23 protein-coding genes and 1 pseudogene are annotated in these 23,392 nt (G+C 42.1%); 8 read left to right on the forward strand and 16 right to left on the reverse strand.

Annotated elements, in window-relative coordinates:
• Positions 1-28: 28 nt before the first annotated feature.
• From PseudUWO310_RS09245 to PseudUWO310_RS09265, 5 genes and pseudogenes are all read right to left on the reverse strand, one after another.
• Positions 29-346 (reverse strand): annotated as a pseudogene (locus PseudUWO310_RS09245) (RNA-guided endonuclease InsQ/TnpB family protein); the annotation flags it as partial.
• Between the two features lie 104 nt (positions 347-450).
• A complete protein-coding gene (locus tag PseudUWO310_RS09250; protein WP_142600378.1) occupies positions 451-711 on the reverse strand; it encodes a hypothetical protein in 261 nt (86 codons plus the stop codon).
• 65 nt (positions 712-776) lie between these two features.
• Positions 777-2,051 (reverse strand): murein transglycosylase A, encoded by a 1,275-nt coding sequence (locus PseudUWO310_RS09255; protein ID WP_142600379.1) that lies wholly within the window; start codon positions 2,049-2,051, stop codon positions 777-779.
• A 164-nt stretch (positions 2,052-2,215) separates the two neighbouring features.
• Positions 2,216-2,845, reverse strand: a complete 630-nt coding sequence (locus PseudUWO310_RS09260; protein ID WP_142600380.1) for a hypothetical protein — start codon at positions 2,843-2,845, stop codon at positions 2,216-2,218.
• Positions 2,846-2,902: 57 nt separating this feature from the next.
• Positions 2,903-3,676 (reverse strand): glycosyltransferase, encoded by a 774-nt coding sequence (locus tag PseudUWO310_RS09265; protein WP_142600381.1) that lies wholly within the window; start codon positions 3,674-3,676, stop codon positions 2,903-2,905.
• A 491-nt stretch (positions 3,677-4,167) separates the two neighbouring features.
• Between PseudUWO310_RS09265 and PseudUWO310_RS09270 the strand changes: the two genes are divergently transcribed.
• The 3 genes from PseudUWO310_RS09270 (at position 4,168) to PseudUWO310_RS09280 (ending at position 7,547) form a co-directional block, all read left to right on the forward strand.
• On the forward strand, positions 4,168-5,454 hold the full coding sequence (locus PseudUWO310_RS09270) for a hybrid sensor histidine kinase/response regulator (RefSeq protein ID WP_190315963.1): 1,287 nt from the start codon (positions 4,168-4,170) through the stop codon (positions 5,452-5,454).
• Positions 5,455-5,699: 245 nt separating this feature from the next.
• Positions 5,700-6,797: a response regulator gene (locus tag PseudUWO310_RS09275; protein ID WP_142600383.1), complete on the forward strand. Its 1,098-nt coding sequence runs from the start codon at positions 5,700-5,702 to the stop codon at positions 6,795-6,797.
• A gap of 516 nt (positions 6,798-7,313) precedes the next feature.
• Complete coding sequence (locus PseudUWO310_RS09280) at positions 7,314-7,547, forward strand: hypothetical protein (RefSeq protein ID WP_142600384.1); 234 nt, start codon at positions 7,314-7,316, stop codon at positions 7,545-7,547.
• 22 nt (positions 7,548-7,569) lie between these two features.
• On the opposite strand, the gene PseudUWO310_RS09285 is transcribed toward PseudUWO310_RS09280, so the two are convergent.
• The 5 genes from PseudUWO310_RS09285 to PseudUWO310_RS09305 all read right to left on the reverse strand — a co-directional run bounded on the left by PseudUWO310_RS09285 (position 7,570) and on the right by PseudUWO310_RS09305 (position 12,051).
• Entirely contained in the window at positions 7,570-8,397 is an 828-nt protein-coding gene (locus PseudUWO310_RS09285) for a PhzF family phenazine biosynthesis protein (RefSeq protein WP_142600385.1), read from the reverse strand.
• Between the two features lie 11 nt (positions 8,398-8,408).
• A complete protein-coding gene (locus PseudUWO310_RS09290; RefSeq protein ID WP_142600386.1) occupies positions 8,409-9,107 on the reverse strand; it encodes a hypothetical protein in 699 nt (232 codons plus the stop codon).
• Between the two features lie 106 nt (positions 9,108-9,213).
• Entirely contained in the window at positions 9,214-10,650 is a 1,437-nt protein-coding gene (locus tag PseudUWO310_RS09295) for a dihydroorotase (RefSeq protein ID WP_142600387.1), read from the reverse strand.
• A gap of 87 nt (positions 10,651-10,737) precedes the next feature.
• Positions 10,738-11,835, reverse strand: coding sequence for a DNA polymerase beta superfamily protein (locus PseudUWO310_RS09300; RefSeq protein WP_142600388.1), 1,098 nt, complete (start codon positions 11,833-11,835; stop codon positions 10,738-10,740).
• A 6-nt stretch (positions 11,836-11,841) separates the two neighbouring features.
• Entirely contained in the window at positions 11,842-12,051 is a 210-nt protein-coding gene (locus tag PseudUWO310_RS09305) for a hypothetical protein (RefSeq protein WP_009626780.1), read from the reverse strand.
• Positions 12,052-12,196: 145 nt separating this feature from the next.
• Here PseudUWO310_RS09305 and PseudUWO310_RS09310 point away from each other — a divergent pair, with 145 nt between their 5' ends.
• On the forward strand, positions 12,197-13,243 hold the full coding sequence (locus tag PseudUWO310_RS09310; RefSeq protein WP_142600389.1) for a DNA cytosine methyltransferase: 1,047 nt from the start codon (positions 12,197-12,199) through the stop codon (positions 13,241-13,243).
• Here PseudUWO310_RS09310 and PseudUWO310_RS09315 read toward each other — a convergent pair.
• Positions 13,226-14,092, reverse strand: a complete 867-nt coding sequence (locus PseudUWO310_RS09315) for a hypothetical protein (RefSeq protein ID WP_142600390.1) — start codon at positions 14,090-14,092, stop codon at positions 13,226-13,228. The genes PseudUWO310_RS09310 and PseudUWO310_RS09315 overlap by 18 nt on opposite strands.
• Positions 14,093-14,191: 99 nt before the next feature.
• Positions 14,192-14,935 (reverse strand): SMC-Scp complex subunit ScpB, encoded by a 744-nt coding sequence (gene scpB, locus PseudUWO310_RS09320; RefSeq protein ID WP_223805594.1) that lies wholly within the window; start codon positions 14,933-14,935, stop codon positions 14,192-14,194.
• Between the two features lie 82 nt (positions 14,936-15,017).
• On the opposite strand from scpB, the gene PseudUWO310_RS09325 reads away from it, so the two are divergent.
• On the forward strand, positions 15,018-15,275 hold the full coding sequence (locus PseudUWO310_RS09325) for a chlororespiratory reduction protein 7 (protein ID WP_190315964.1): 258 nt from the start codon (positions 15,018-15,020) through the stop codon (positions 15,273-15,275).
• Between the two features lie 74 nt (positions 15,276-15,349).
• Here the strand turns inward: PseudUWO310_RS09325 and PseudUWO310_RS09330 are convergent, their stop codons facing one another.
• On the reverse strand, positions 15,350-15,676 hold the full coding sequence (locus PseudUWO310_RS09330) for a low molecular weight protein tyrosine phosphatase family protein (protein ID WP_142600391.1): 327 nt from the start codon (positions 15,674-15,676) through the stop codon (positions 15,350-15,352).
• 325 nt (positions 15,677-16,001) lie between these two features.
• Here PseudUWO310_RS09330 and PseudUWO310_RS09335 point away from each other — a divergent pair, with 325 nt between their 5' ends.
• A complete protein-coding gene (locus PseudUWO310_RS09335; protein WP_142600392.1) occupies positions 16,002-17,054 on the forward strand; it encodes an FUSC family protein in 1,053 nt (350 codons plus the stop codon).
• A 244-nt stretch (positions 17,055-17,298) separates the two neighbouring features.
• Here PseudUWO310_RS09335 and PseudUWO310_RS09340 read toward each other — a convergent pair whose 3' ends face one another.
• Together PseudUWO310_RS09340 and PseudUWO310_RS09345 are read right to left on the reverse strand one after the other, a co-directional pair.
• Positions 17,299-18,054, reverse strand: coding sequence for a class I SAM-dependent methyltransferase (locus tag PseudUWO310_RS09340; RefSeq protein ID WP_142600393.1), 756 nt, complete (start codon positions 18,052-18,054; stop codon positions 17,299-17,301).
• An 82-nt stretch (positions 18,055-18,136) separates the two neighbouring features.
• A complete protein-coding gene (locus PseudUWO310_RS09345; protein ID WP_142600394.1) occupies positions 18,137-18,931 on the reverse strand; it encodes a DevA family ABC transporter ATP-binding protein in 795 nt (264 codons plus the stop codon).
• Positions 18,932-19,091: 160 nt separating this feature from the next.
• On the opposite strand from PseudUWO310_RS09345, the gene PseudUWO310_RS09350 reads away from it, so the two are divergent.
• Positions 19,092-19,628 carry a hypothetical protein gene (locus PseudUWO310_RS09350; protein ID WP_142600395.1) on the forward strand — a complete coding sequence of 179 codons (537 nt, stop codon included), beginning with the start codon at positions 19,092-19,094 and terminating at the stop codon, positions 19,626-19,628.
• 7 nt (positions 19,629-19,635) lie between these two features.
• Here PseudUWO310_RS09350 and PseudUWO310_RS09355 read toward each other — a convergent pair whose 3' ends face one another.
• Entirely contained in the window at positions 19,636-20,832 is a 1,197-nt protein-coding gene (locus tag PseudUWO310_RS09355; protein WP_142600396.1) for an NAD(P)/FAD-dependent oxidoreductase, read from the reverse strand.
• Positions 20,833-21,296: 464 nt separating this feature from the next.
• On the opposite strand from PseudUWO310_RS09355, the gene PseudUWO310_RS09360 reads away from it, so the two are divergent.
• Positions 21,297-23,276 carry a sensor histidine kinase gene (locus PseudUWO310_RS09360; RefSeq protein ID WP_142600397.1) on the forward strand — a complete coding sequence of 660 codons (1,980 nt, stop codon included), beginning with the start codon at positions 21,297-21,299 and terminating at the stop codon, positions 23,274-23,276.
• Positions 23,277-23,392 lie beyond the last annotated feature (116 nt).

Genomic DNA, 23,392 nt, shown 5'->3' on the forward strand with positions numbered 1-23,392 from the left:
GCACTGAAGTGACGGGGATTCCTAAGACTCACGACTTAGGTTTCTGCTTCATAGCACCAGCCTTCCGAGATTTACTCTCTTCTGGTCTTACAGTCGCTCCACAGACATTCACCGCAAGCCCTGCGGCAAGAATATTTTTAGCAGCATTCACATCTCTATCCTGATGTGTACTGCACTTAGGGCAATCCCACTCTCTGATATCTAAAGGCAACTTATCAACAATGTAACCGCAATCTCCACAGCGTTTAGAGCTAGGAAACCAACGATCAATTTTGACAAAAGTGCGACCATACCAATTGCACTTATACTCAAGTTGCCTAACAATTTCACCCCAAGTCGTGCTAGAAGCACGGGGTCTTAAACCCAGTTTTCCGATAAGCACTCAAAAATAGAGCAAGAAATTTTTTGAAAGTGCTGCTTTGCAGCACTTTCAAAAAATTTCTTGCTCTATTAGCTTTGACGATTGACCTCTTGTAATAACCATTCATCAACGGGTTGTCCATCCTTGCGAGTGAGTTCTATCTCTACTATTACAGAAGAAGTCGAGCCAACAGCCGCCATTTTGCGATGGAAGCGAATCATATAGTCCTTGGGATTATGATTGCGTTCTTTGAGCCAGTCTTGGACTTTTAAGTCCGCAAATAGCGATTGACCCTGCTCGAACATTCGCGTAATTTGCATTCTGATCGTAAAAGGATTGACTTGAGGCATAACTTTTTTCTGTCTATTTCTGTCTATAAGTTGCGATATAGCAATTCTAAATTAGTTGCGGGAGGCTATTGCTTTAGCACGAGATAATATAATTCTCCATCGTCTTTGATCAGCCCTGCTCTTTGCTTGGCGCGATCGCCTGTGCCCATAAATATATCGACTCGCCCCGCCCCACGAATTGCACCACCAGTATCTTGATCGAGGACGAAGCGTTGAGTTTGGCGCAATTCCAGTTTGCCAGTAGTGGGATTTTCCAAGGGAATTGTGGTACGGATCAGGGCAAGTCCTCCCGCTGGGAAGATCTTTTTGTCCGTAGCGATCGATCGCTCGGCACTTACAGGCACACCGAGACTACCCGTCGCTGGTCTTCCATTCGTTTCCCGAAAGAAGACAAAGCTGGGATTGCGATTGAGATACATGACCAAGTCTTGCGGATTTTTTTGAAAATATGCGATCAGGGTTTGCAGAGTCACATCCTCAAGGCGCATTTTCCCATCTCTGACTAGCTCTGCCCCAACGGAACGATAGGGCTGATCGGTTTTGCCAGCATAGCCAACGGTTAATAAATTTCCATCGGGTAATTCAAATCTTGCAGAACCTTGAACATGAACCAAAAAAGCCTGAAAGCGATCGCTTAACCATGCAATTTCTAACCCCGCTAACTGCTGGCTACCTTCGAGCATCGCACGGGTGGGATGGGGCGACTGCCATTGGTCAAAGTCGGGGGGTAAGCGATAAAGAGGATATTGATACTCAGCATTGCGCGTACGGCTAGCCTTGTATACGGCTTCATAATAGCCCGTGAACTGAACGCTACCACTTCCATCGCGCCCGACCGACTGATAGAGATCAAATTCGCGACTTACAGCCTGTTGCAGATCCTTAGCAGTACGCGATACCTGTACGAGGCGACGAAACCTGACTAAGCTCCGCTCCATCAGATCTTGACTAATTCCCGCCACAGGGTAGCGGTTAGCTGCCGATGGGGTGCGGATATATTGGATGCTATAGTCGATCGCTTGGAGGAGATTAGGGCGATCGCTTTCCAACAGATCGTCAGTCAGATCGACAGTAAGGGGATTAACTGCGCGAGGTGATATTGGCACAACCGCCTGTGCTAGTTTGAGTTCGGCAGCTTCGAGAGGGGATTGAAAATCTGTCTGCATGTAGCAGGGTGGCACTGCACAAATTAATCCCACACAAGTTGCAAATAAAATATCCCCGCCTCGATTTAGAGCCGATTGCCATGCAAAGGCTTGTGGTCTCCCCGATTTTTGATATTGTGGCGATCGGTGTAATCGACTATGGGCATGAATGCGATTGTTTTTAGAGCCAGTCACCCTTATAGAACTCCTCGTTAAAAAATTTAATTTACAGCCTTATTCTAGGCAATACCAGTTATCGCAAGAATTTAGGTGGTAAGGATGGGCGGCGCGAAGCGCCGCCTATCCTTACCTATTTAGCACTACAGGAATTAGAGGTTTGAAAAACCTCGGTTGCATTATTATGGCAGCCAATCCAGAGATTGGACAATTTTCGTCAACTCATTGGGAGTTAGATGGGCTTTATAGCTACAAAGGGTATATTTGTCATTTTGCAACCTTTTACCTTCAATGGTCGCAACTTGGTAAAAAGGAGAATCACCCGCAGGAAAAGTCCACATATCAGCTTGAGGTGATTTTCCCATAGCCTCGGAAATGGGTTGACTGATTTCTCCGCGAGTAATATCTATATTTAAATTCACTTCACCTAAAATTTTGCTGGTGACTTTGCGAGAATATTTACCATCGGGACCGCCAATCCCACCACCGATCGCATTTACTTCAAAGCAATTATTTTGGGGATTGCGATAGATAATCGAGTAGCTGGGACCAAATCTACATACTCCCTTCGCATTGATCGGAGCTTGGGCAGGACAGGGGGTAATCTGTACATCTGACACAAAAAAGCCCTCAGGTATATAGCTAGGTACGGCAATGCCGATCCTCAGAGATTTTAGGGTGGCGATTTGTTGGGGCGTTAACTCCGCATTATTCCTTGGATTAATTTCTTGATCGCGATTTTGAGCCTTTGCCAATGGCGGAAAGAGCGATAGAGATAGGAAATAGCTCAATAATGAAATTTTAAAGAACATTATTAGTCTTGAGTTAAACCCGTTAAATTTACTCGCTTGACTTTTCATGCTTACCCTCTAAACCTTTTCCTCTAAATCCTTGGCATACTTGACGTTAATGCTAGTTTTTTGTTCGTACAAACGATTGAGAAATTGCGGATTGATATTGAGGTGATAGCAGATTTTCAACCATTGATTGAGCATCGCGTGACGATAAATTCCCCGTTGATGAAATCGCCTTGCCGAAGTAATCACCTTCCCTTGTACGAGCGCTGGCTTAGAAAATTGGCATAGGCGATCGCTTAAAACCGTATCTTCAAAAATATCGCGATCGGGCACATTCCCAATCGCTGTGAGAATTTGGCGATCTATAAATGGACAGTGATCGAGATAGACAATCCCTTTTTGCTGGACGCGCACATTGTCAGAATACCAAGATGTAAAATTTAGCAGCCAATGGGAGTAATCAAACCCATGCCGAAATGCTCCCCAAAGATTTCCCGCCCCCCAACAGTCTACAACGAGTTGTAACGCTATTCTTTCTGGCAAAAGAGTAGCAGGATGATGCAACAAAATTACTTCTCCCGTACTGACAGCAATACCATCATTGAGTCTTTGGGCGCGATTTGTAGCTAGTGATCTCACGACCTTGATTTCAGACGAACGATCAGCATATTCTGTCAAAAATGAGTCAGTACCATCATCACTCGGACTAACTACGGTAATAATCTCTTTGTCAATCTCTTGGTCGTTGTTTTCGGTAACTAATTGCGAGATTAAGTTATTAAGAATTCGATCTAGATAGCCATGTCGAATTTCATTGAGACATGGAAGAACGATCGATAATCGCATAGGTTAATTTGTTGAGGTATTAGGTAGCTAGGCATAAGGAAACTCAAAGCCTAGAAGAGAATACCGCCCGCTAGGCGGGTGGTATTCTCTCTGGTTTTGGTTTTTAATTATACTTAACTACTTATAGCAAAGTAGTTAAGTGTCTAGGTGCAATTAAATATAAAATCCAAAAACCCATAGCGCACGCACAGCGTGCGCTATGGGTTTTGATTCTGGGTTTTGATTCTGGGGTTTAATTCTGCCCAGCTATTTATCAGAAGCTAGAAGCTCTAGCAGATCGGCGCTAGGATGTTATACCAATTCTTAAAATAGCAATGCCATTTTGGGAATCTCAAAACCTTACGGGGTTTGCTTTTTAAATCATTAAAGTGTTAGCTTACTTCAGTGAATTGGTGTTAGATAGACTATAGATAGACTATTAATTCTTATTTCCAAGATTTTTTTAGATGATGGCATATATTATGCTAGCTCTTATCAAAGATTTACTTACTATGACTAGCCAAAACTCAGATCAGGACTCAGACCAAATCAAGCTAATCGAACAAACGAAAAAAAGAGAGCAATCGAATAATGCTTCTGTCCTGATCGTTGATGACACTATTTATAATGTTCAACTTTTATCACTGATGCTGATCAAACAGGGCTATCAAGTGAAACAAGCTACGAATGGTTTAGAAGCTTTAGATAAAGTAAACGAGCATTTGCCCGATATCATCCTACTAGATATTCGGATGCCTGATATCAATGGCTATGAAGTATGTACGCGATTAAAGGCTAATCCGAAGACTAAAGATATTCCCATAATTTTTATTAGTTCTGTAGAAGAACCATCGGAAAAGGTAGAAGCATTTTCGGTTGGTGGGGTCGATTATATTAGTAAGCCATTTCAATTAATTGAAGTATTAGCCAGAATTGAGACGCATCTGCGACTATGTTCGCTACAAAAAAAACTCCAAGAACAAAACGAACAATTGCAATTATCGTCTGAGGTGCTATCGCGATCGCTCAATCAAGAACGCGAACTTAGCCAGATGAAAACAGACTTTATCTCGGTTGTATCCCATGAATTCCGTACACCTTTGACGACCATTCAAACTGCGTCAGAACTATTAGAACATTACGAATGGACAAAGGAAGAGAAAATCGATCAATTACATCAAATCCAAGCGGAAGTTAAACATATGACGGCTTTAATGGAAGATGTACTTTTTTTAAGTAGAACTAACTCTAATAAATCCAAGATTAATTTTACTAACTTCGATCTGTTGATGTTTTGTAGTCAACTGCTGCGACAAATGCTGAGAAGTTTTGGGCAAAGCTATACCCTCCAATCCTCCTTGACGATCGCATCGGATTCATCAGAGGTTATATCGATTGAGAATTATCATCTTTGTAGTGATTTGCCACCATTGATGGTCAGAATGGATGAGAAATTACTACGGCAAATTCTGACTAATTTGATCACTAATGCCATTAAATATTCTTTGCAAGATAAAACGATTGAGCTGGACTTAACGATTGAACGAGAACGAGCCACCTTTGTCGTGCGCGATCGCGGTATTGGTATCCCTGAGGAAGATCTAGAAAATCTATTCAATCCATTTTATCGTGGCAAAAATGTAGGCACGCTTCCAGGAACTGGTTTGGGTTTATCAATAGTCAAAAATTGCACCAATATTCATCATGGTTCAATATCAGTAAAAAGCCAGTTACATAGTGGCACAGAATTTACAGTCATTTTGCCTATTTATGGCGATCAGCTTGTTCGTGATGAGTAATTACAGCAATTATCGATCAAATAAACCGAGATAATTTTTGAAAGCGTTGCCTTGCAACGCTTTCAAAAATTATCTCGGTTTGGGTTTGAGCGCAAAGCGCTGTAATTTATATATTGAATAATGAGGAAAATATGTGTTTCATGGCTGGGTCGCATCAGGATTGATGATGCCCAGATATTAGATCAATTAATGCTCAATATCGTTATGATCGCGATAGTATTGGTGAAAGTTAATGGAAAGGTAGTGTGAAAAAAATCCTCCTCATTGAAGATAATCCCAATGTCTTACTTAACACAACGAGAATGTTACAAGCTGAGGGATATATCGTCATCAGTGCCAATAATGGGCGTACTGGAATTGATAAAGCACAGCAGCATATTCCCAGTCTGATCGTCTGCGATATCATGATGCCTGAAATCGATGGTTATGGTGTTATTGCCGCTCTAAGGAATAATTCTGCGACAACAACTATTCCTTTTATATTTCTCAGTGCGAAATCTGATAAAACTGACTTTCGGCATGGCATGGAATTAGGCTCGGATGATTATTTAACTAAGCCATTTACTAGGGATGAATTACTTGGAGCTATTAATGCTCAGTTTAAGAAACAAGAAGTAATTAATAGTTATTACAAACAGGAACTATCTAACTTACGCAGTAATATTTCTAAATCCCTACCGCATCAGTTGCTATTCCCCGCGATCGAGGTTATGGGGCTATCGGATATTTTGATCAAAAATTACCATGCAATGCAAGCTCACGAAGTTCCCGATATTGGCAAACGGATTCGTAAAGCAGGAAAAGATATGCATGAAATGGTCAAAAAATTCCTGTTATATGCGGAGCTAGAATCTACTGATAACAATACCGAGTGGATCTCCCAAATTCGGAATAGTAAATCAACTTTTATCGATCTTGAGATACCAAGTTCAGCAAAAAAAATCGCTAACAATTACAATCGTATTTCCGATCTATGTCTTGACGTTAACGATGCGGTTGTCCAAATATCCGATTCTTACTTAAATATAATTATTACAGAGCTCATTGATAATGCTTTCAAATTCTCAGCTGAAGGTACTGCCATTGATGTTTTAGGAAATAGCGATCGCCAAGAGTATTGCTTGACTATTACCGATCGCGGACAGGGAATTGAAGCTGAGCAACTTGCTAATTTGGGCGCATATATTAAGTTCGAGAAAAAACTCTATATTCAACAAGGAACTGGTTTAGGGTTGGCGATCGCAAAACGTTTGATCGATCTTCATGGTGGTAGGTTAGAGATTGAGAGCGTGCCTTATGAGCAAACTGTTGTCAGAGTGTTTTTGCCTCTTGCCAATTCATAGCCAATTCATAGCCAATTTATCGCAGTCCTAAATCTTTTGCAAAAGTCCCCGAATTGTTACGCTTCTACGAACAGCCTTTAGCGCACGCACAGCGTGCGCCATTACCCCAAAGGGAGATGCGGCGCATCTCCCTTTGGGGTTTTATACTAATTCCCAAAATGGCAACGCCATTTTGGGAATCGCAAAACCTTACTGGGTTTGGTGTTTAATTCCCAAAAGTGTTGCCACACTTTCGGGAATTGGTATAAGACATAAAGCCCAAGAATTGATTGGCGGCGCTTCGCGCCGCCAATCAATTCTTGGGCTTTAGACTATAGCTAAAGTCCTAAAACCTGTGGCGCACGCTGCGCGTGCGCCACAGGTTTTAGGACTTTATAACTTAAAATTTAGTGATTTCTATCACCTATAAATCCTCATAGCTGTCACAAATCAGACTATTTAAGCATCACAACCTACGCAAGGAACTTGACCGAACATAAGAGATATGAAGAAGATCTCGTCTCTAGGCAATAGGTTATGATTATTCTCTCTTTATCCGAGGTGCAAATAACTAATTTTTCAACTCCTTGGGGGGTCGAAAAAGGAATTTGTTATTTAGGCAAAACCTTCCTACCAATTAATGTCCATGTCAACCATCAGGAAGCGATCGCCGCCTGTCGCCGCGATCTGGATTTGGGAATGCTTTCGATAATTCTAGATGATGGCGATCGCATTACGCTTTGTTGGTATTTCAGCGAATCGTTTGATTAAATTATTCAATTAAATCATTCAATTAAAGTTGATTAATGTTAATTTGACCGCGCAAAAAAGTAATAGCCTCACCTTTTAATAAAACTCGATTTCCGCGATCGCTAACTTGAAGATCGCCCGTACGTGCAGATAATTGTCTGGCTTTGAGATTGCTCTTCCCTAGCCGATTTGCCCAATAGGGCGTGAGACTGCAATGGGCTGAGCCCGTGACGGGATCTTCAGGAATTCCTGCTTTCGGCGCAAAAAAACGCGATACAAAGTCATAGGGGCTGTCGGGATCGGCGATCGCCGTAACGATAAAGCCAAAGCCATCTAACTGAGTGATGAGATCGTACTTCGGTTGAAAATTTTGGACAGCAGATTCCGAATCTAAAACTACAGCTATATAATCTTCGGCTTGTCCGAGACATTGATAGGCGCGATCCCCACATATCTCCGCTAATATTTGCTGCGATCGCTCCGAGCAAGTTTGATAAACAGTAGCAGGAAAATCCATCACGATCAGATGATCCTCAAAGCTAATTGTTAAATCACCACTCAGCGTGGAGAAAATGAGGGGTGATTGGGGATCAATTACTGCTAGTTCGCGCAAATAATGGGCGATCGCGAGGGTAGCATGACCACAGAGAGGTACTTCTTGCCTCGGTGTAAACCATCGCAACTGGAAGCAGTTGGGCAAGGGACTTTTTTCTAAAGGTTTGACAAAGGCTGTTTCCGAGAGATTCATCTCAGCGGCAATTTGCTGCATTTGCGCGTCTTCTGGGAAGCGATCCACGAATATCGTTGCCGCAGGATTGCCCTGAAATGTCTGATTGGTGAATGCATCAATAATGGCGATGTCGATCTGCATACGTTAAGTAACTAAGGAATAGATAGACTGGCATTGATAACCTGATTATTTGCTATTTTCACAAAGTAGTCCTTTAACTCGGAAAACTTGGGTTCGATCGCGCCAAACGTGAAGATGACCAACTTATTATTGCGGCGTTGCAAACTACTACTGGCGAGAAACTTCACTTTTTTGTTGCCTATTGTTACCGTGGATGTCCACTCAATCACAATATTGCCCGTTGACTCTACTACGGGGGATTTCATCTCAAAATCGTTTAGATTTCCATACATGCCCTTGAGTATTAACGTAAAAACATCATTGAGCCGATTTTCAGGGATCTCGCTGGGGGGGACAAAGATATTGATAGAAATGGTGGCGCGTCCTGCTATCTCACTCCAAGTTAGCAATAATTCGCCAGCTTGACTCTTATCGATCAATTTCCACCCCTTTGGCACATCCATCGCGAGGATGCCCGAACGGTGTTTATAAGGTTCTAGCTCTTTGATTTCTAGTTCGGGCAGATTAATTGGGGAGGCGGTTGGTTTAGGCGCAACCGTAGCTGTGGCGGCTGGAGAAGCAGTGGTGGGCGTAGCGGTAGGAGAAACTTTTGTCGAATCATTCGCGGGCATGGAAAAATTATTGTCAGTATTTGGTTTGCTACAAGCGCTAAACAAGCTCGCAGCGATCGCTGATATCAGTAAAATCGATAGCCTTTGATGACAATACATAGTTTTTCGTGATGTTCCGCTTTAATCCAACCGAGATTAGGCAAAAGCTTTGAAAAATCTTGATTTTACAGAGCTTTTGCCTTCAATTATCCATTGTGGCTCTAATTTAACCAAACTTCAATGCATGACCGCGTACATCAGGATTGACTTTGCCATTAGCAAACACGACTTGACCGCCGACAATCGTTGTTACGGCCCAGCCTGTAAGTTCCCAGCCTTCAAAGGAACTCCAACCACATTTTGTCAATAAATTCTCATTACGAACTGGTTTGTAATGCTTGAGATCGACTAGTACTAAGTCTGCATCCCAACCGAGACGAATTTCTCCTTTATTGGCGATTTTGTAAGATTTCGCAACATTTCTGCTCATCCATTCGCTCACTTGATGAACCGTACAACGTCCTTTCATGGCTTCAGTCAACATTAGGGCAAGCGAAGTTTCTACCCCAGGCATTCCCGATGGTACGTTCGCTGGTTCGAGGAGTATTGTATCGGCTGAGGATTTTTCTGTGGAGGGGAGAGCGGGGGCTTGACTGGCGGCAAATCCCTTCTCAGCTAAGGTGTGAGGGGCATGATCAGTGGCAATAAAGTCAATTACACCATCTAGAAGAGCTTGCCACAATATTTCTTGATCCTGTGGCGATCGCAAAGGGGGATTCATTTGAGCGAGGGAGCCAATCTTCTCGTAAGCGCCAATGTTCATCAACAAATGCTGGGGAGTGACCTCGGCTGTCACCCATTCAGGCTTGTTTGCCCGCAAAAATTCCGCCTCTTCCCCTGTGGACATATGCAGAATATGTAGGCGGCGTTGATATTTGTTGGCTAGCTTGACGGCAAGTTGGGTCGCATTCAGGGCTGCTTGATTGTCCTGAATGAGGGAATGTTTCGCAGGATCTTTACTATCGGCAAATTCGATGCGTCTTTGCGCAATCCGCGCTTGATCTTCGGCATGAACGGCAATAAGGCGATCGCCCTGCGAAAAAATCCGATCCAATATTTCCTCTTGATCGACCAACAAAGCCCCATGCATCGAGCCCATAAATATCTTGATGCCACAGGTAGGATTGGCGCTAAGTAAATCGGGTAAAACTTCCCCCGTTGCACCGATAAAAAAGCCGTAATTAACCACACATTTACTAGCCGCTCTACGGAGCTTGTCATCGAGGGCAGCTTGGGTAATCGTGAGTGGACGAGTATTCGGCATTTCTAAAAAGCTAGTCACACCACCCTTCGCACAGGCATGACTCGCCGTTTGTAAATCCTCCTTATGCTCTAATCCAGGTTCGCGAAAATGGACTTGAGGATCGATGACTCCCGCCATGAGGGTTAAACCACTTGCCTCAATTATCTCCAGAGGTTGCTCATCATTGCCCAGTTCAGTGCCCAGTTCAGTACCCAGTTCAGTGCCCAGTTCTGTAATTAGCGTTGCGGGATCGAGTTGTGGAGCGATCGCCGCAATTTTGCCATGCTGAAGATAAACATCACCGATTAATGTTTGGCGATCGGGCAAAATAATTGTGCTTTGTCGAATTAATATGCTCAAAATAGAATTCCTTTATAAAGTTTTTTGGCAGGTGAATAGGCAAATTTACAGCCGAATTTATAGCCGAATTTGCAGGTGAAACTGGAACTAAAAGTTAAGATACTCCTTGATAATCTCAATCTGCTTTTCTTCTATCAGCTTTTGGTCAGGATATTTAGGAAGTTTTGTATTTTTCATGGCTGATTCTAACTCCATCTCCAACTTAGCGACCTCCGCCATGAGCGTGTCATAGGGGATTTCACCATTGCGGATTTGGCGAATGAATTGCGCATCGCCTGTTATTTCTCGGTTAGGAATCACACCATTCCCATTCAAAATCTCAATTCCAGATTTGAGTAAGCGATAGCAATGCCCAGAATGCTTGCTGTCATATCCCACCTTCTCCTCGATCTCTGCCCGTTTTGAATTGCGATTTTTGCGCCATGACTGAAAAGCTTCATATTCTTGCAGTGCTTGTCGATAGGTCTGAGTATTGTGGAGTAAGGTAATAAATTCATTAGTTGACCTCGTATAGTATTGCACTGCGGGTAGCAGTTCTCCTGCCAATGGATATTGCTTTAGCAAACCTTTGTAATCAACATGAGTTAATAATTCCGTAGCCACTTCGCTATGTTGGCTGGCATCCTTAATTAAGATATAAAGAAATTCGAGAAACGCATTTAACTGTTCTTTTCGTAATGGATTTTCCTCTAACCCGTAGTCTTTGGGGTTTGGTGGCAAAGAGAAAAAATCTGGGTCTTCCTTGTACCTCAATAGCCATTTTCGATGCGTCTGCACCTTTTTAATTTGTGCGTGAGCGTAGCCAGAATAGCTATAGAAAACTTTTTGACTTAAAAAAGCATCACGGATTTCAATTAAAGATTCGCCGAAACTGGTTAGAACTAGATAGTCACTTCTGTCTATCCACAATAGTTCCAGAATATTGGGATTGTTGAGGGTTGCCAAATGACAAAACTTTTTGATGTTGTAGATATTGCTATCGGTATCGGTCAAAGCTGAATACAAACAATTTGGTTCAGAAAAACTATCTAATTGCTCAAAGTTCTGCGTGCCGATAAAATACGGCAATGTGGGGATACAGATTCCCTTGTAGTCATAGTCGCTATCCTCATTGTGAACCCTATATAGTCTAGATCCCGTCAAAGCTAGCAAAATTGTTCGCGTTTCAACTTCTAGTCTTTTCATGATTTATCATTTGATGACAACATAGGAACTGCTTCTTTCATTAGCTCTTTGCAATGGCTTGTTTTTAGCTTTACCTTCAATTACTTCCCAGTCAGCATTTTCGAGCACAGCATCTAATACGTCAGATAGATTGCAACGCTGCTCATAGGCAATACGCCTTAAAATATCGTGATGCTCAGGTAAAACATATACAGGCTTTCTCTGTGTTTGCGCCATTTTTAATTTTTTAATTTTGTAATAAATTAATTATATTCATCCTACCATAGCTAGGTATATAATTTGACAATTGGCTAATTAGCTGCTTTAATTGTGTGATAAACTTTTAAGAGTAACAATCTCTCGTAAAGGCATCTGAAATTCAATGAGCAAATCAGTTATAGCTCTATTCTCAGGTTGTGGAGGTCTGGATTTAGGTTTTCGCCGAGCAGGCTTTAATGTCACATGGGCTAATGAGTATGACAAAGATATTTGGGAAACTTACGAAAGAAATCATGTAGATACTGTGCTGGATCGGCGAGATATTCGCAAAATTGCTTCAGAAGAAATTCCCGATTGTTTAGGAATTATTGGTGGCCCACCTTGCCAAAGTTGGAGTGAAGGAGGCTCACAAAGAGGAATTGATGATGCTCGTGGTCAGTTGTTTCTAGACTATATTCGGATTCTCAGAGATAAACAGCCTCGATTCTTTTTAGCTGAAAATGTATCAGGGATGATGCATAAAAAACATCAGCAAGCTTTTGGCAATATCATTGCATCTCTTGAAGAGGCTGGATATGTAGTTTCTTTTTCTTTACTAAATGCTAAAAATTACAATGTTCCTCAAGAAAGAAAACGTGTGATTTTTATTGGCTACCATGTTGATCTAAATAAACGTTTTGATTTTAATTTAGTCCAGAAGTCACTGCATATTTCCACTTTAAAAGATGCGATTTGGGATTTACGAGAATCAGCACTTCCTGCTTTACCAACTTGCAAGACAAATGGTGAAAATTGCTTAGTTAGTAACCATGAATATATGACAGGTGGCTTTTCAAGTATATTTATGTCTCGCAATCGAGTACATAATTGGGATGAGCCATCATTCACAATTCAAGCAGGAGGTCGTCACGCACCGATTCATCCTCAAGCTAATAAAATGATTTGGGTGGGCAAAGATGAATGGATGTTTGATCCTAATTCGCCGAATCCTTATAGAAGATTGTCAGTTAGGGAATGCGCTAGAGTTCAGACTTTCCCCGATAATTTTAATTTTTATTATAAAAATTTGGCTCAAGGATACAAGATGATTGGTAATGCTGTTCCTGTAAATCTTGGCTACGCTTTAGCTAAAGCAATCAAATTACAACTTTCTGAATCAGAGAGTATTCCAAAAGCTGAAAATTCCAAGCAACTAAGTCTCACTCTCTGAGTAGAATTGCCATTTTCTTGTTGGATTGGGTCTTAACGGTATGCGAATTTTATAATCAGCTTGTAAGGTGTCGAGGATATGGTTGTGATTAAGTCCGTTAGGAAAAACTTCAGTAAATTTACCTAGTTTTATTAAATCTTTAATTGTTGTTATATCTGTAATTTGACTCAGTGGTTGATCTGGTTGAAATTTGGTGTAGACATTTTTCCCTCGGTTGCTGGCTTCTGTAAACGGATTGATCGGTCGAAAAATCACCCTGATATCTTCGCCAAGCTCTTGTATTTTCTCAAGGTTAATTGGAGAAAGCCTTTCTAAAAGATCCTCAATTGACTTGGGATGATCGTCAGAAACATATAGACAATTTGCAGCATTATCATCATCGCCAACTCCACAAACGATCTTTTTTAGATATTCGAGATCGTCAAAAATATCTAAAAATGGAATAAATGTGTCGCCAGTTCGTTCTCCAAAGCTAACACTTACACCAACAAACAGGCTATTAGTTTTATTAGCCCATTCGTTAGCCCATAGAGATGTTTTTGCGGTCAACTTATCGAATACTTTACGCCCAAATTCACTTATAAATCTTTCATGTCCGTACCAGTTACCAAAATAACCTGCATTACTAAGTTTTGCAGAAATTTTGAGTGGCTGGGATTTATTGAACTTTATCAGAACATCTGTTTTATTATTTGGACTGTTATTCCCAACTTTTGTCGATTCAGTAATTTCATCTTCTGCTAATATCCCCATTTTTTGCATCCATTCAGGTATGTCTTGAGGTAAGCAACTACCAACTTTTGCTGCATTTGCGATCGCTTTCTCTAAGTCCTGAGATGCTTTTGACATAGTAAATTTTAATGATTTTTAGTGTTTTTTATAATGCAGAGTAATCATTATCTGCTCATACATATTAAATATAGGGTCTGACATGAATATTTAACGAGCCTAAATCAATTTAGTCAAATCATCGATTTCAAAATATTGATGAAATTTTGTAGTTACGTACAATATTGACGATCGCCCCTCAGCTTGACGTTTCTTTTTGACAAATCCTTGCTCGATTAATTCCTGCACATGTTGATAAGCCCCAGCACCCCGTAGCTCGATCAATTCTGACTGCACAATATTTTTTTTCAAGGCGATCGCGGCTAAAGTTCGTAAAGCGCCACGCCCCAAATCTACAGGAATGAGCTTATGGACTAAATCCTCAAACTCTGAGCGTAGCCGTAACGAAAACCCCACATCGGTTTCTACAATTTCGAGAGCGCTGTCGCGATGGGCATATTCCGTAATTAAATCGATGAGTCCAATTTCCGCATCCTCAATCTCGCATCCCAAGGCTTCAGCGATCGCTGCTAAATTCATCGGTTGTCCCTTCAAGTACAAGACAGCCTCTACCTTTTGCTTGAGAGAATTAGCGATCGGTAATTCTGGCTGCTCGAATCCATCCATTGACATGGACAATGGGATTAACGGGGATAGCTCGGCAATATTTCCTTCAGATATATTTTCCTCAGATATATCTTCCTCGGATGCATTTTCCTGAGATATATTTTCCTCGGATATATTTTCAATTACTAAAGAAGGTTGAGCCTCCAGTGATGCGAGAGGAGCGATTGCATCTAAAGGAGCTATTGAATCCGCAGGATCAGGATCTATAGGTTGTTCAAAAGGTAATACATTCGTCATGCTAAGATTTTAACCGAGTGAAGGCGTTACGTTGTGCCACTTTTACGCTTTTAAACAAAAAATTCACTAATTGAGAAACCCTATGCCCAGCAGCATGATGTACTACGAAGACACATATGTAGTACTGCCTCCTGATATGCAAGAAAAGTTTGTCACTCAACCAGAATTAGAACAACTTTTACACGATCTCCTTGCCGATATTCAAGATGATCTACCTTACGATTTAAAAAATCTTCGCAATATTGACGAGCAGGTACAGCGTTTAGTTAAAACAGCTTGCGATCTCGACTGTGGCGATCGCGGGCTATGGCAGTGGTATGTTGTTCGCCTTGAAAAATAATACCCAATTACCCAGTTATATAGTGGTGCGTGGCTTTGCCGCGCACCACTATTAATTAAATCGTAGCAATCAAATTAGAAAGTGCCAATCAATGGTAATACCTTTTTTTTCAGTAGCTCAATTAAGGCTGGCTCCATATATTCATAGCGATCGGGAATATCTAAACAAACCACTCGTTTATTTATAAGATATCGCTGAAAATTTTTTGAAATCTTACGGCGATGCGATTTCTCCATGACAAAAATCACATCAGCCCAGATAATTGCCTCGCCACTTAAAGGTATGTCCGCTTCTCGATCTACCCCTGCGGAATCTATATCCAGCCCCTCATAATCGGCAAATATTGCTTCGGCAGTGGGACTGCGTAATCGATTTTTCCCGCATACAAATAATAACTTCATGGCTAGTGCTAAATAGGTAAGGATGGGCGGCGCTTAGCGCCGCCCATCCTTACCATATAATACCAATTCACGAAAGTGTGACAACACTTTTGGGGATTAAACACCAAACCCAGTAAGGTTTTGAGATTCCCAAAATGGCAACGCCATTTTGAGAATTGGTATAAATCCTCTCCTTTTTAGGACTACAACTTCATGAATATAAACAATAAAATTGCAAATTAAGATGCAAAACCCATGCTTAGAGTTGCGGTGCGAAGCACCACAACTCTAAGCATGGGTTTTGGGATTTTCCTAACATAACCGACTACCGTTATAAATCACACCGATGCTATCATTGCTTCACCGAATTTTTCCCCATTCAATCTCAGAAACGTCTTTATTTGCAAAGACATCTTTTAAAATTGCAGTGGCGGCAACACTCTCTTTTATATTGGCTGAATGGTCGCAATTAGAATATCCTTTCTATGCAGTGATTGCCGCAGTTATTGTGATGAGTTCTACCTCTGGCAGCACCTTAAAACTAGGCATTCAGAGAATTATCGGAACTTTTATCGGCGTAATTATCGGAATTCTATTTACAATTTCCTGCGGTGCAAATCCCTACTCGCTAGGAGCAAGCATCTTTACCGCGATGTTTTTCTGCTCCTATTGGAAGCTAAACGAAGCAGCAAAATTAGCCGCCTATGTTTCCGCGATCGTACTGTTGAATCACGATCGCTCTCCTTGGCTTTACGCATTAGAGCGATTCTTAGAAACTTTTATAGGGATCGGCATAGCTCTCTTGGTCAATCAGTGGTTAATGCCTTCTCACGCCGCTCAAGAACTAAGGCGCTATCTTTCTAAAGCCCTGATCAAGCTTGAGCAATTTTATCAATTAGTGATGAATTGCTATCAAACAGGAACCTACGATCGCACTGTTGCTAACGAATACAAGATCGAAATAATTGACTTGCTTCTCAAAATTCGAGAATTGTGGAAAGAGGTAAAACAAGCCCATCAAAACGAGCTTTTACATATCGATCCTGCATGGGAGTTTCTGCTGCGCAGGGTTTGGGAACATGTCCTCACTATGGAGCATATAGTCTTAGTCCGTCAGCCCCATCCCATTTGGCAAGAACTCACCCTAAGTATGCAGCAACTAGCGTGTGAGAGTTCAGCTATATTCCATAACCTCGCCAAGGCAGTTAAGATTCATCAAACCGATGTATCGGTAATCGCATTGGAAAGTGTTCTAACAGAAACAACCGATAATTTGCAACAATTACAAATAATCAGAGAGATGACCTCTACCACCGATGAGCTTTTGCGATTCTTTACCTTCTTTTACACCGTTGAAGAAGTTGGTCGCAAATTACAAAGAATGGTTGATACCTTGTAATTAGAGAATGGCGGCGCTTTGCGCCGCCATTCAATTCTTGGGTCTTATATCAATTCACGAAAGTGTGACAACACTTTTGTGAATTAAACCCCAAACCCAGTAAGGTTTTGAGATTCCCAAAATGGCAACGCCATTTTGGGAATTGGTATTATGTCCTACACTGGGCGGCAGCTATAGAATGCCCAAACCTAGTAAGGGTTTAATACCAAAACTAAAAATGGCTAAGCCATTTTTAGTTTTGGTATTAAACCTTGCGGTAACATCTGGCGGTAATCAAATGGGGTTGAAACACCTCCAGAAAGTTAGTTTGCAAGGTGCGGAAAAAAGTATCTACCGTTTCTGGATCGTCTAGGTGAATGGGATGCTCGTTTTCAAAACCCTTAAAGAAATACCAGTTAACAATAATTTTGCCTTGTGGAGAGAGCATCTTGTGAAACTGCATCAATTGATGGCTTGGATCGGGTAAATGTTCTAACACATCAAAACATAAGACCGTATCGAAATAGCCTTCTAGGGAGTTTTCCCATGGGATTTCCGAACGAAAAGATATTTTGTGGCTCAGCCCTAATTGTTGGGTTCGATGCTCTACAAAGCCACGATTAATAGGATTAATGTCGCAATAGATGACTTCATCAACATGGGAACACATGGCTGCGCCGATCGCATGAGTACCAATGCCACCACCAAAATCAAGCACCCTTCCCTTTGCTTGATCAGCAATTAATTTGAGCGTTCCACCAATGTAGTCTTGGCTTTCAAGGTGCCAAGTGCCTAATTTAAATAAATACATTTCCCCAACTTTGTCTTTGTAAAAAGCGGTTGCTTCTTCCCAATCAAAATCGGTATTTCCTAAATTTGCTAAATCATAGCGACAATTTTGGAGTTTTGCGGTAATTGTCTCTGCATCTAGTTTTAAAAACTCTTGCAAATGCTTTTCTAAGCTAAAGCAGTCTTGCCAATATCCTTCCAAGAAAGTCGGCGTAGGGGATAGAGTCACCATGTTTGATTGCAATGTAGCGCCTTGCGCCTAAAGAGTTTAATATTCAGATGATGGTCAAGCATAGCGCAACGATCGCCTGTGATTACAACATAAATGTGCGTGAGTCCGTGCCTGCGGCGCTAGGAGCCACAGAATCATTATTGATCACATTATCTGATTCTAAGTTGCCATCAACCAAGTTGATAATGCGATCGGCCACGTCAAGAATCCGATTGTCATGGGTTACCATTAAAATAGTGATATTTTCCTCCTTTGCCATTTTTTGCATCAAAGTCACCACATCGCGTCCAGATTTTTTATCAAGGGCTGCGGTTGGTTCGTCGGCAAGGATTAAATTTGGACGATTGACGAGGGCGCGAGCGATCGCCACCCGTTGTTTTTGCCCACCTGAAAGAGCATGGGGTTTATAGTCAATTCTCTGTCCGAGTCCGACTTGGGTCAAAATATCGGCGGCTCTATGGGAGGCGATCGCATCTCCTCCCTCATGGGGAAATAAATCCGTAGACATCATCACGTTTTGTCTGGCAGTCAACGAATAAAAAAGATTATGGGCTTGAAAGATAAATCCAATATTTTTGCGAACCTGTACTAATTTTTTCGGGCCTAATCCTTTAAGTTCTTGCCCCAAAACCTGCAAGCTCCCATCTTGAATGGTGCGTAAAGCGCCAATCAATGTTAAAAGCGTGGTCTTCCCCGATCCAGATGGTCCCGTTAGGATCACAATTTGTCCTGGATAGATCTCTAAATTGATATCGAATAAGACCTGTTTAAATAAATCCCCTTCGCCATAATGGAAGTTAAGGTTGCGGATTTGTACCGATGGCTCGGCTGTAGTAGACAAGGATTGTGATGTAGGAGCAGAAAAGGTGTCGAGCATACTAATGACCTACGCGCAGAATTAAATTACAAATTATAAGATTTATGCAGACGATCAATGAAGCTCTCACACTATATTAGTTTTAAGACAGGTGAAAAATCACCCGTACAATGAATTTTCAAATGAAATTTTTTAGTTGTTCACCCAAGGTTCTAAACTTATGGCATCACGAACCTTAGTTAAAAATTATCTTGCTCAGTGGATGCAGATGGGCAAAACTGTCATTCTGTCATCTCAAAACAAGGAAATTAGTATTTACAAGATTTTGCAAGGGGAAAACTATTCGCCCGAATTTAATCAGCTTTGGGACATGATCAGTACTGTTAAAGCTCAAGATGCATATTTGAGCGGTACTAACCAAACGATTCATGACTTACTCGACAATCAGTGGGAGATAGTTGCCTGCGCTCGTTGCAGCCTACTTGTGCCCACCATAGACATGGGAGCGAGAGTACCTGTTTGTTGTCCCTGTGATGACTTGCCCAGCCATCCCAATCTTGACCTAGTTGCGCCCCATGCGCCTGTAACGCTGCTGTCCCAGCTAGAGAAGTTATGCGATCGCCTCGATCAAAAGTCTGAGGAGCGATCGCCCGAACCGACCACTCAAAACGAAAGCCCACAACTTCCCCCAGAAGACTCGCAAGCCTTACATAATCTGAAGACTTCAATTTTAAAATTGATCAAAATTAACCCTTGAATTTTGCCTAGCTACTTGCTGCGGATTTTCTCAAGAGTTCGATTAAAGGCTTTGTCAGCCAATGCGTCCCAATTTTCCATTGATGCTCGAAGGTTGGCATTCTCAGTAAATAGGCAATGCGGCGCATGGCTTGGGCGGGTAAGCCATCAATACTGAGCTTCCCAAAAATTGAGGCTGTTGCGCCATCAATACCTAAGCTGATGAATTCACCGAGGGGAATATAGCTAAAAGGAATGAGGGATTTTTGATTAAGGCTTGCCCAGATATTCCAAGCGCAATATTGAGACTGTTGAAAGGCTACCTGAGCTGTAGCAGGGACGAGGTGATCTTGTGCGTCCACACAGCTCGCTAAGTCACCGATCGCAAATACAGAGGGATAGCCTTTGACCTGTAGGGTTGCTTCCGTGGCGATCGCTCCCTGCTTATGTTCAACTGGTAAATCTCGCAGCATCTTCGAGAAAGTGCTACCAACCGTCCACAGCACGATATCAACGGGCAAGGTGTCGCTACCATTGGTATAGTCGAGGGTAACTTCCTCCTCCCCCACCTGCGAGACGCGGGTATTTAGATCCGTCCATACTCCTCGTTGGGAGAGGGCGAGTTCGGCAATTTGACGGGTTGATTGGGTCGAGTTACTTAAAATTTGGTTATTGCGATCGACGAGGCGAACGCGACCGCGATCCTTGAGGCGATCGGCGATTTTACAGGCTAGCTCTACGCCACTGCTGCCGCCACCTGCAATACAGACGCGAATTTTTTCTCGGTTAGATGCTTCTAATAGTTCTAATTTGCTATTCAGACGATAAAAATCCTTCAAGTTCCGAAAGGGAATCGCATATTCCTGTGCACCATCCACTAAGTTCATCGGTGTTTCGCCGCCGATCGCCAGCAAGAGGCGATCGTAATCTAAAACAATAGGCTGCCCGACATTTACTTCTACTTGCCTAGACTCAAGATCGATATTTGTCACTAGCCCTTGGACAAATTGAATGCCCGTATTGGCAAGCAATTCGGCAAATGTGGGGGCGATTTCCCACTCCTGCATTTCCTTGGTTACCAGTTCGTAGAGAAATGGCGTAAAGAGAAAGCGATCGCTTTTATCCACAAGGATAATTTCAGGCATGACTGCCCAAGGCAGGCGAGATAGATTAAGCGCAGTATACAAACCGCCAAAACCACCACCAAGAATACAGATCCGTGTCATGAAAAAAATCCTAAGCGTTTTTTCTAGTTTATCGCAATCCTTAGTAATCCCAATTCTGTCTTCTCGCAACTGATTGTCACTGTATCGCCACTATATCGCAATGATTAAGCGGCAACCCAGAGTATGATTGGCGGCGCTTCGCGCCGCCAATCATACTCTGGGTTGCTTAATCACAACCCAAGCTATACATAGAGTGATTATCCCAAAACACAAAATGGCGTAGCCATTTTGTGTTTTTAAAAACCTTACTGGGTTTAGTTTTCAATTTCCGAAAGTGTAGCCACACTTTTGGAAATTGGTATTATCCCGCCAAAGGCGGGATAATCACGCCACACTTCACTAGACTGGGAAACGCAATATCTATAAATTAAATTTAGGTTAACAGTAGGTTATCTGTTCTTGCTTGCACCCATAGATTGCCATCCGATAATGTACAATTGTTACCTTTTATTTTTGGGGGCTGTGTGGTCAAATCTGTTTTGTTGGCTCAGCTATCAGAAGAACAATCTTTGATGTGGCATAACGCTTTGTCTTCACATCAACTCGAAGTATGGGCAGCACCTGAAACTGAAGATCTACTTAAAATTCTCGGTCAAAAGCTTAATTCAAATCAGACATTACCCGATTTGATTGTTGCTGATATTGGCATCAGGTATGGTGGGGGAACATCTTTACTGGCTACGGAACTATGTAAATGGTGTGCAGATCACGCTCCTCAAGTAAATGTCCTGTTAGTCAATCCCCGTCAAAGTCAAATTAAAGAGGTGGAAAAGCGCTGGGCAACCCGTCGCGGAGCCGTCGATCTCTTGCCGAAAATATCTCTAGATAATTTAATTCCAGCCTTTGAATCGGCCGCCCAAGCTTTAGCGATCGCCGTTAAACCTGAAGCTCTCACTAACGTTATCAATAATCTCAAGCTACAGCAGAATAAACCCGATCGCGGTTCTATTCAAGGGAAAAATATTCGCCAAACAGCTACGCAAGAGTTAGCGCGTAAGATGGCGATGATCCCCTTGATGGTCATGGCAAATGAACCCACTGTAGCTGAATCCAGCATCGAAGTAGTCAATGCTAAACAGCAAATAGCTCTAGATTCAACTATTGCTGAATTAAGTTTGTACAATACTAAAGCCGATCTGTCTCAAACAGGAGCCTTTGCTCAGCAATTATTTAAGGACGATCCCCGCTTGCCTGCATTGATAATTTACGATGGGGATAGCTATGTCGGTATGTTATCTCGACGCAGATTTTTAGAATGTCTCAGCCGTCCCTACGCCCTAGAATTATTTACCAAAAGACCATTAAAGGTTCTCTACGAGCAAGCTCAATCTGAAATTTTAAAATTGAATGGTAGTACGCCGATTGTCATGGCATCCCAGATGGCTCTCGCCCGCGTCAGCGACGATATTTATGAGCCTTTAGTTGTTCACTTGGATGGAGATATTTTTTCTGTACTAGATATCCACGATCTCTTGCAGTCTCAGTCCTATATCCATGAATTAGCTACAAAACTACTGCGTGAACAAACTCAGACCAGTATGTTTCAAACAGAAAAAATGGCTAGTCTGGGGCAAATTGTGGCGGAAGTATCCCATGATATTCGCAATCCAGTATCCGCAATTTATGGGAATACCGAGTGCCTCTTGTCCTACATCGAAGGGGTTATGAGGGTTCTAAGGGCTTATGAAAAGGAATACGGAACATCCGCAAAGACTATCAGCGATATCCTTGAGGATATTGATTGGGATTTTATTCGTTCCGATTTGCCCCAAGTAGTGCGGAGTATTCAGTCGGGTTCGAGATATTTACGCCGATTGGTTGATACATTACAAAGTCTTTCGCATATGGAAGATCAATCCGATCCCACATCCATTGATTTGATTGAATGTGTAGAAAGTAGTTTAACAATTCTTAGCGGCAGGATCAGAAGTGTTCAGATTGTCAAAAATTACATCGAGCTTCCTGAAATTAATGGGTTTAACGATCGCATAATTCAGGTGTTTATGAATTTGATCAGTAACTCCCTTGATGCCTTAATGGAGCTACAATCCAAGCCCGAGCTGATCGAGCAGCGAGCCAAGACTCTCCTCAAAGAGGACAGCCTATCTAGCGATCGCAGTAATGTTTTGACCGAGACAGCGGAAACTTGGCAACCTGTCTTAATTTTGACCACAGCGATCGCCGAAATTGATAATCGTCAGTGGATATCGGTCAAAGTCGCTGATAATGGCATGGGCATTCCCAAGGAAATTCAAGCCCGCATTTTTGATAATTTCTTTACCACCAAGGGACAAGGAAAGGGAACAGGATTGGGATTGGCTATTTGTCACCAAATTGTTACCCAGCAGCATCAAGGCAAAATTGTTCTGCGATCGCCCTATCTTAATAACAATGGCGATGTAACTATTGGTACTGAGTTTGAAGTTCTATTGCCCATTAATTGATATTGCCCAAGCAGAGGATGCTGGCGCTTTGCGCCAACATCCTCTGCTTGGTTTAACGTGAGTTCAGGATAATTTGAAACGGGATTTGAGAAAGGGTTTGCTATGCAAACCCTTTC

Origin of the sequence: Pseudanabaena sp. UWO310, assembly GCF_006861605.1 — a bacterium.
Taxonomy (GTDB): domain Bacteria; phylum Cyanobacteriota; class Cyanobacteriia; order Pseudanabaenales; family Pseudanabaenaceae; genus Pseudanabaena.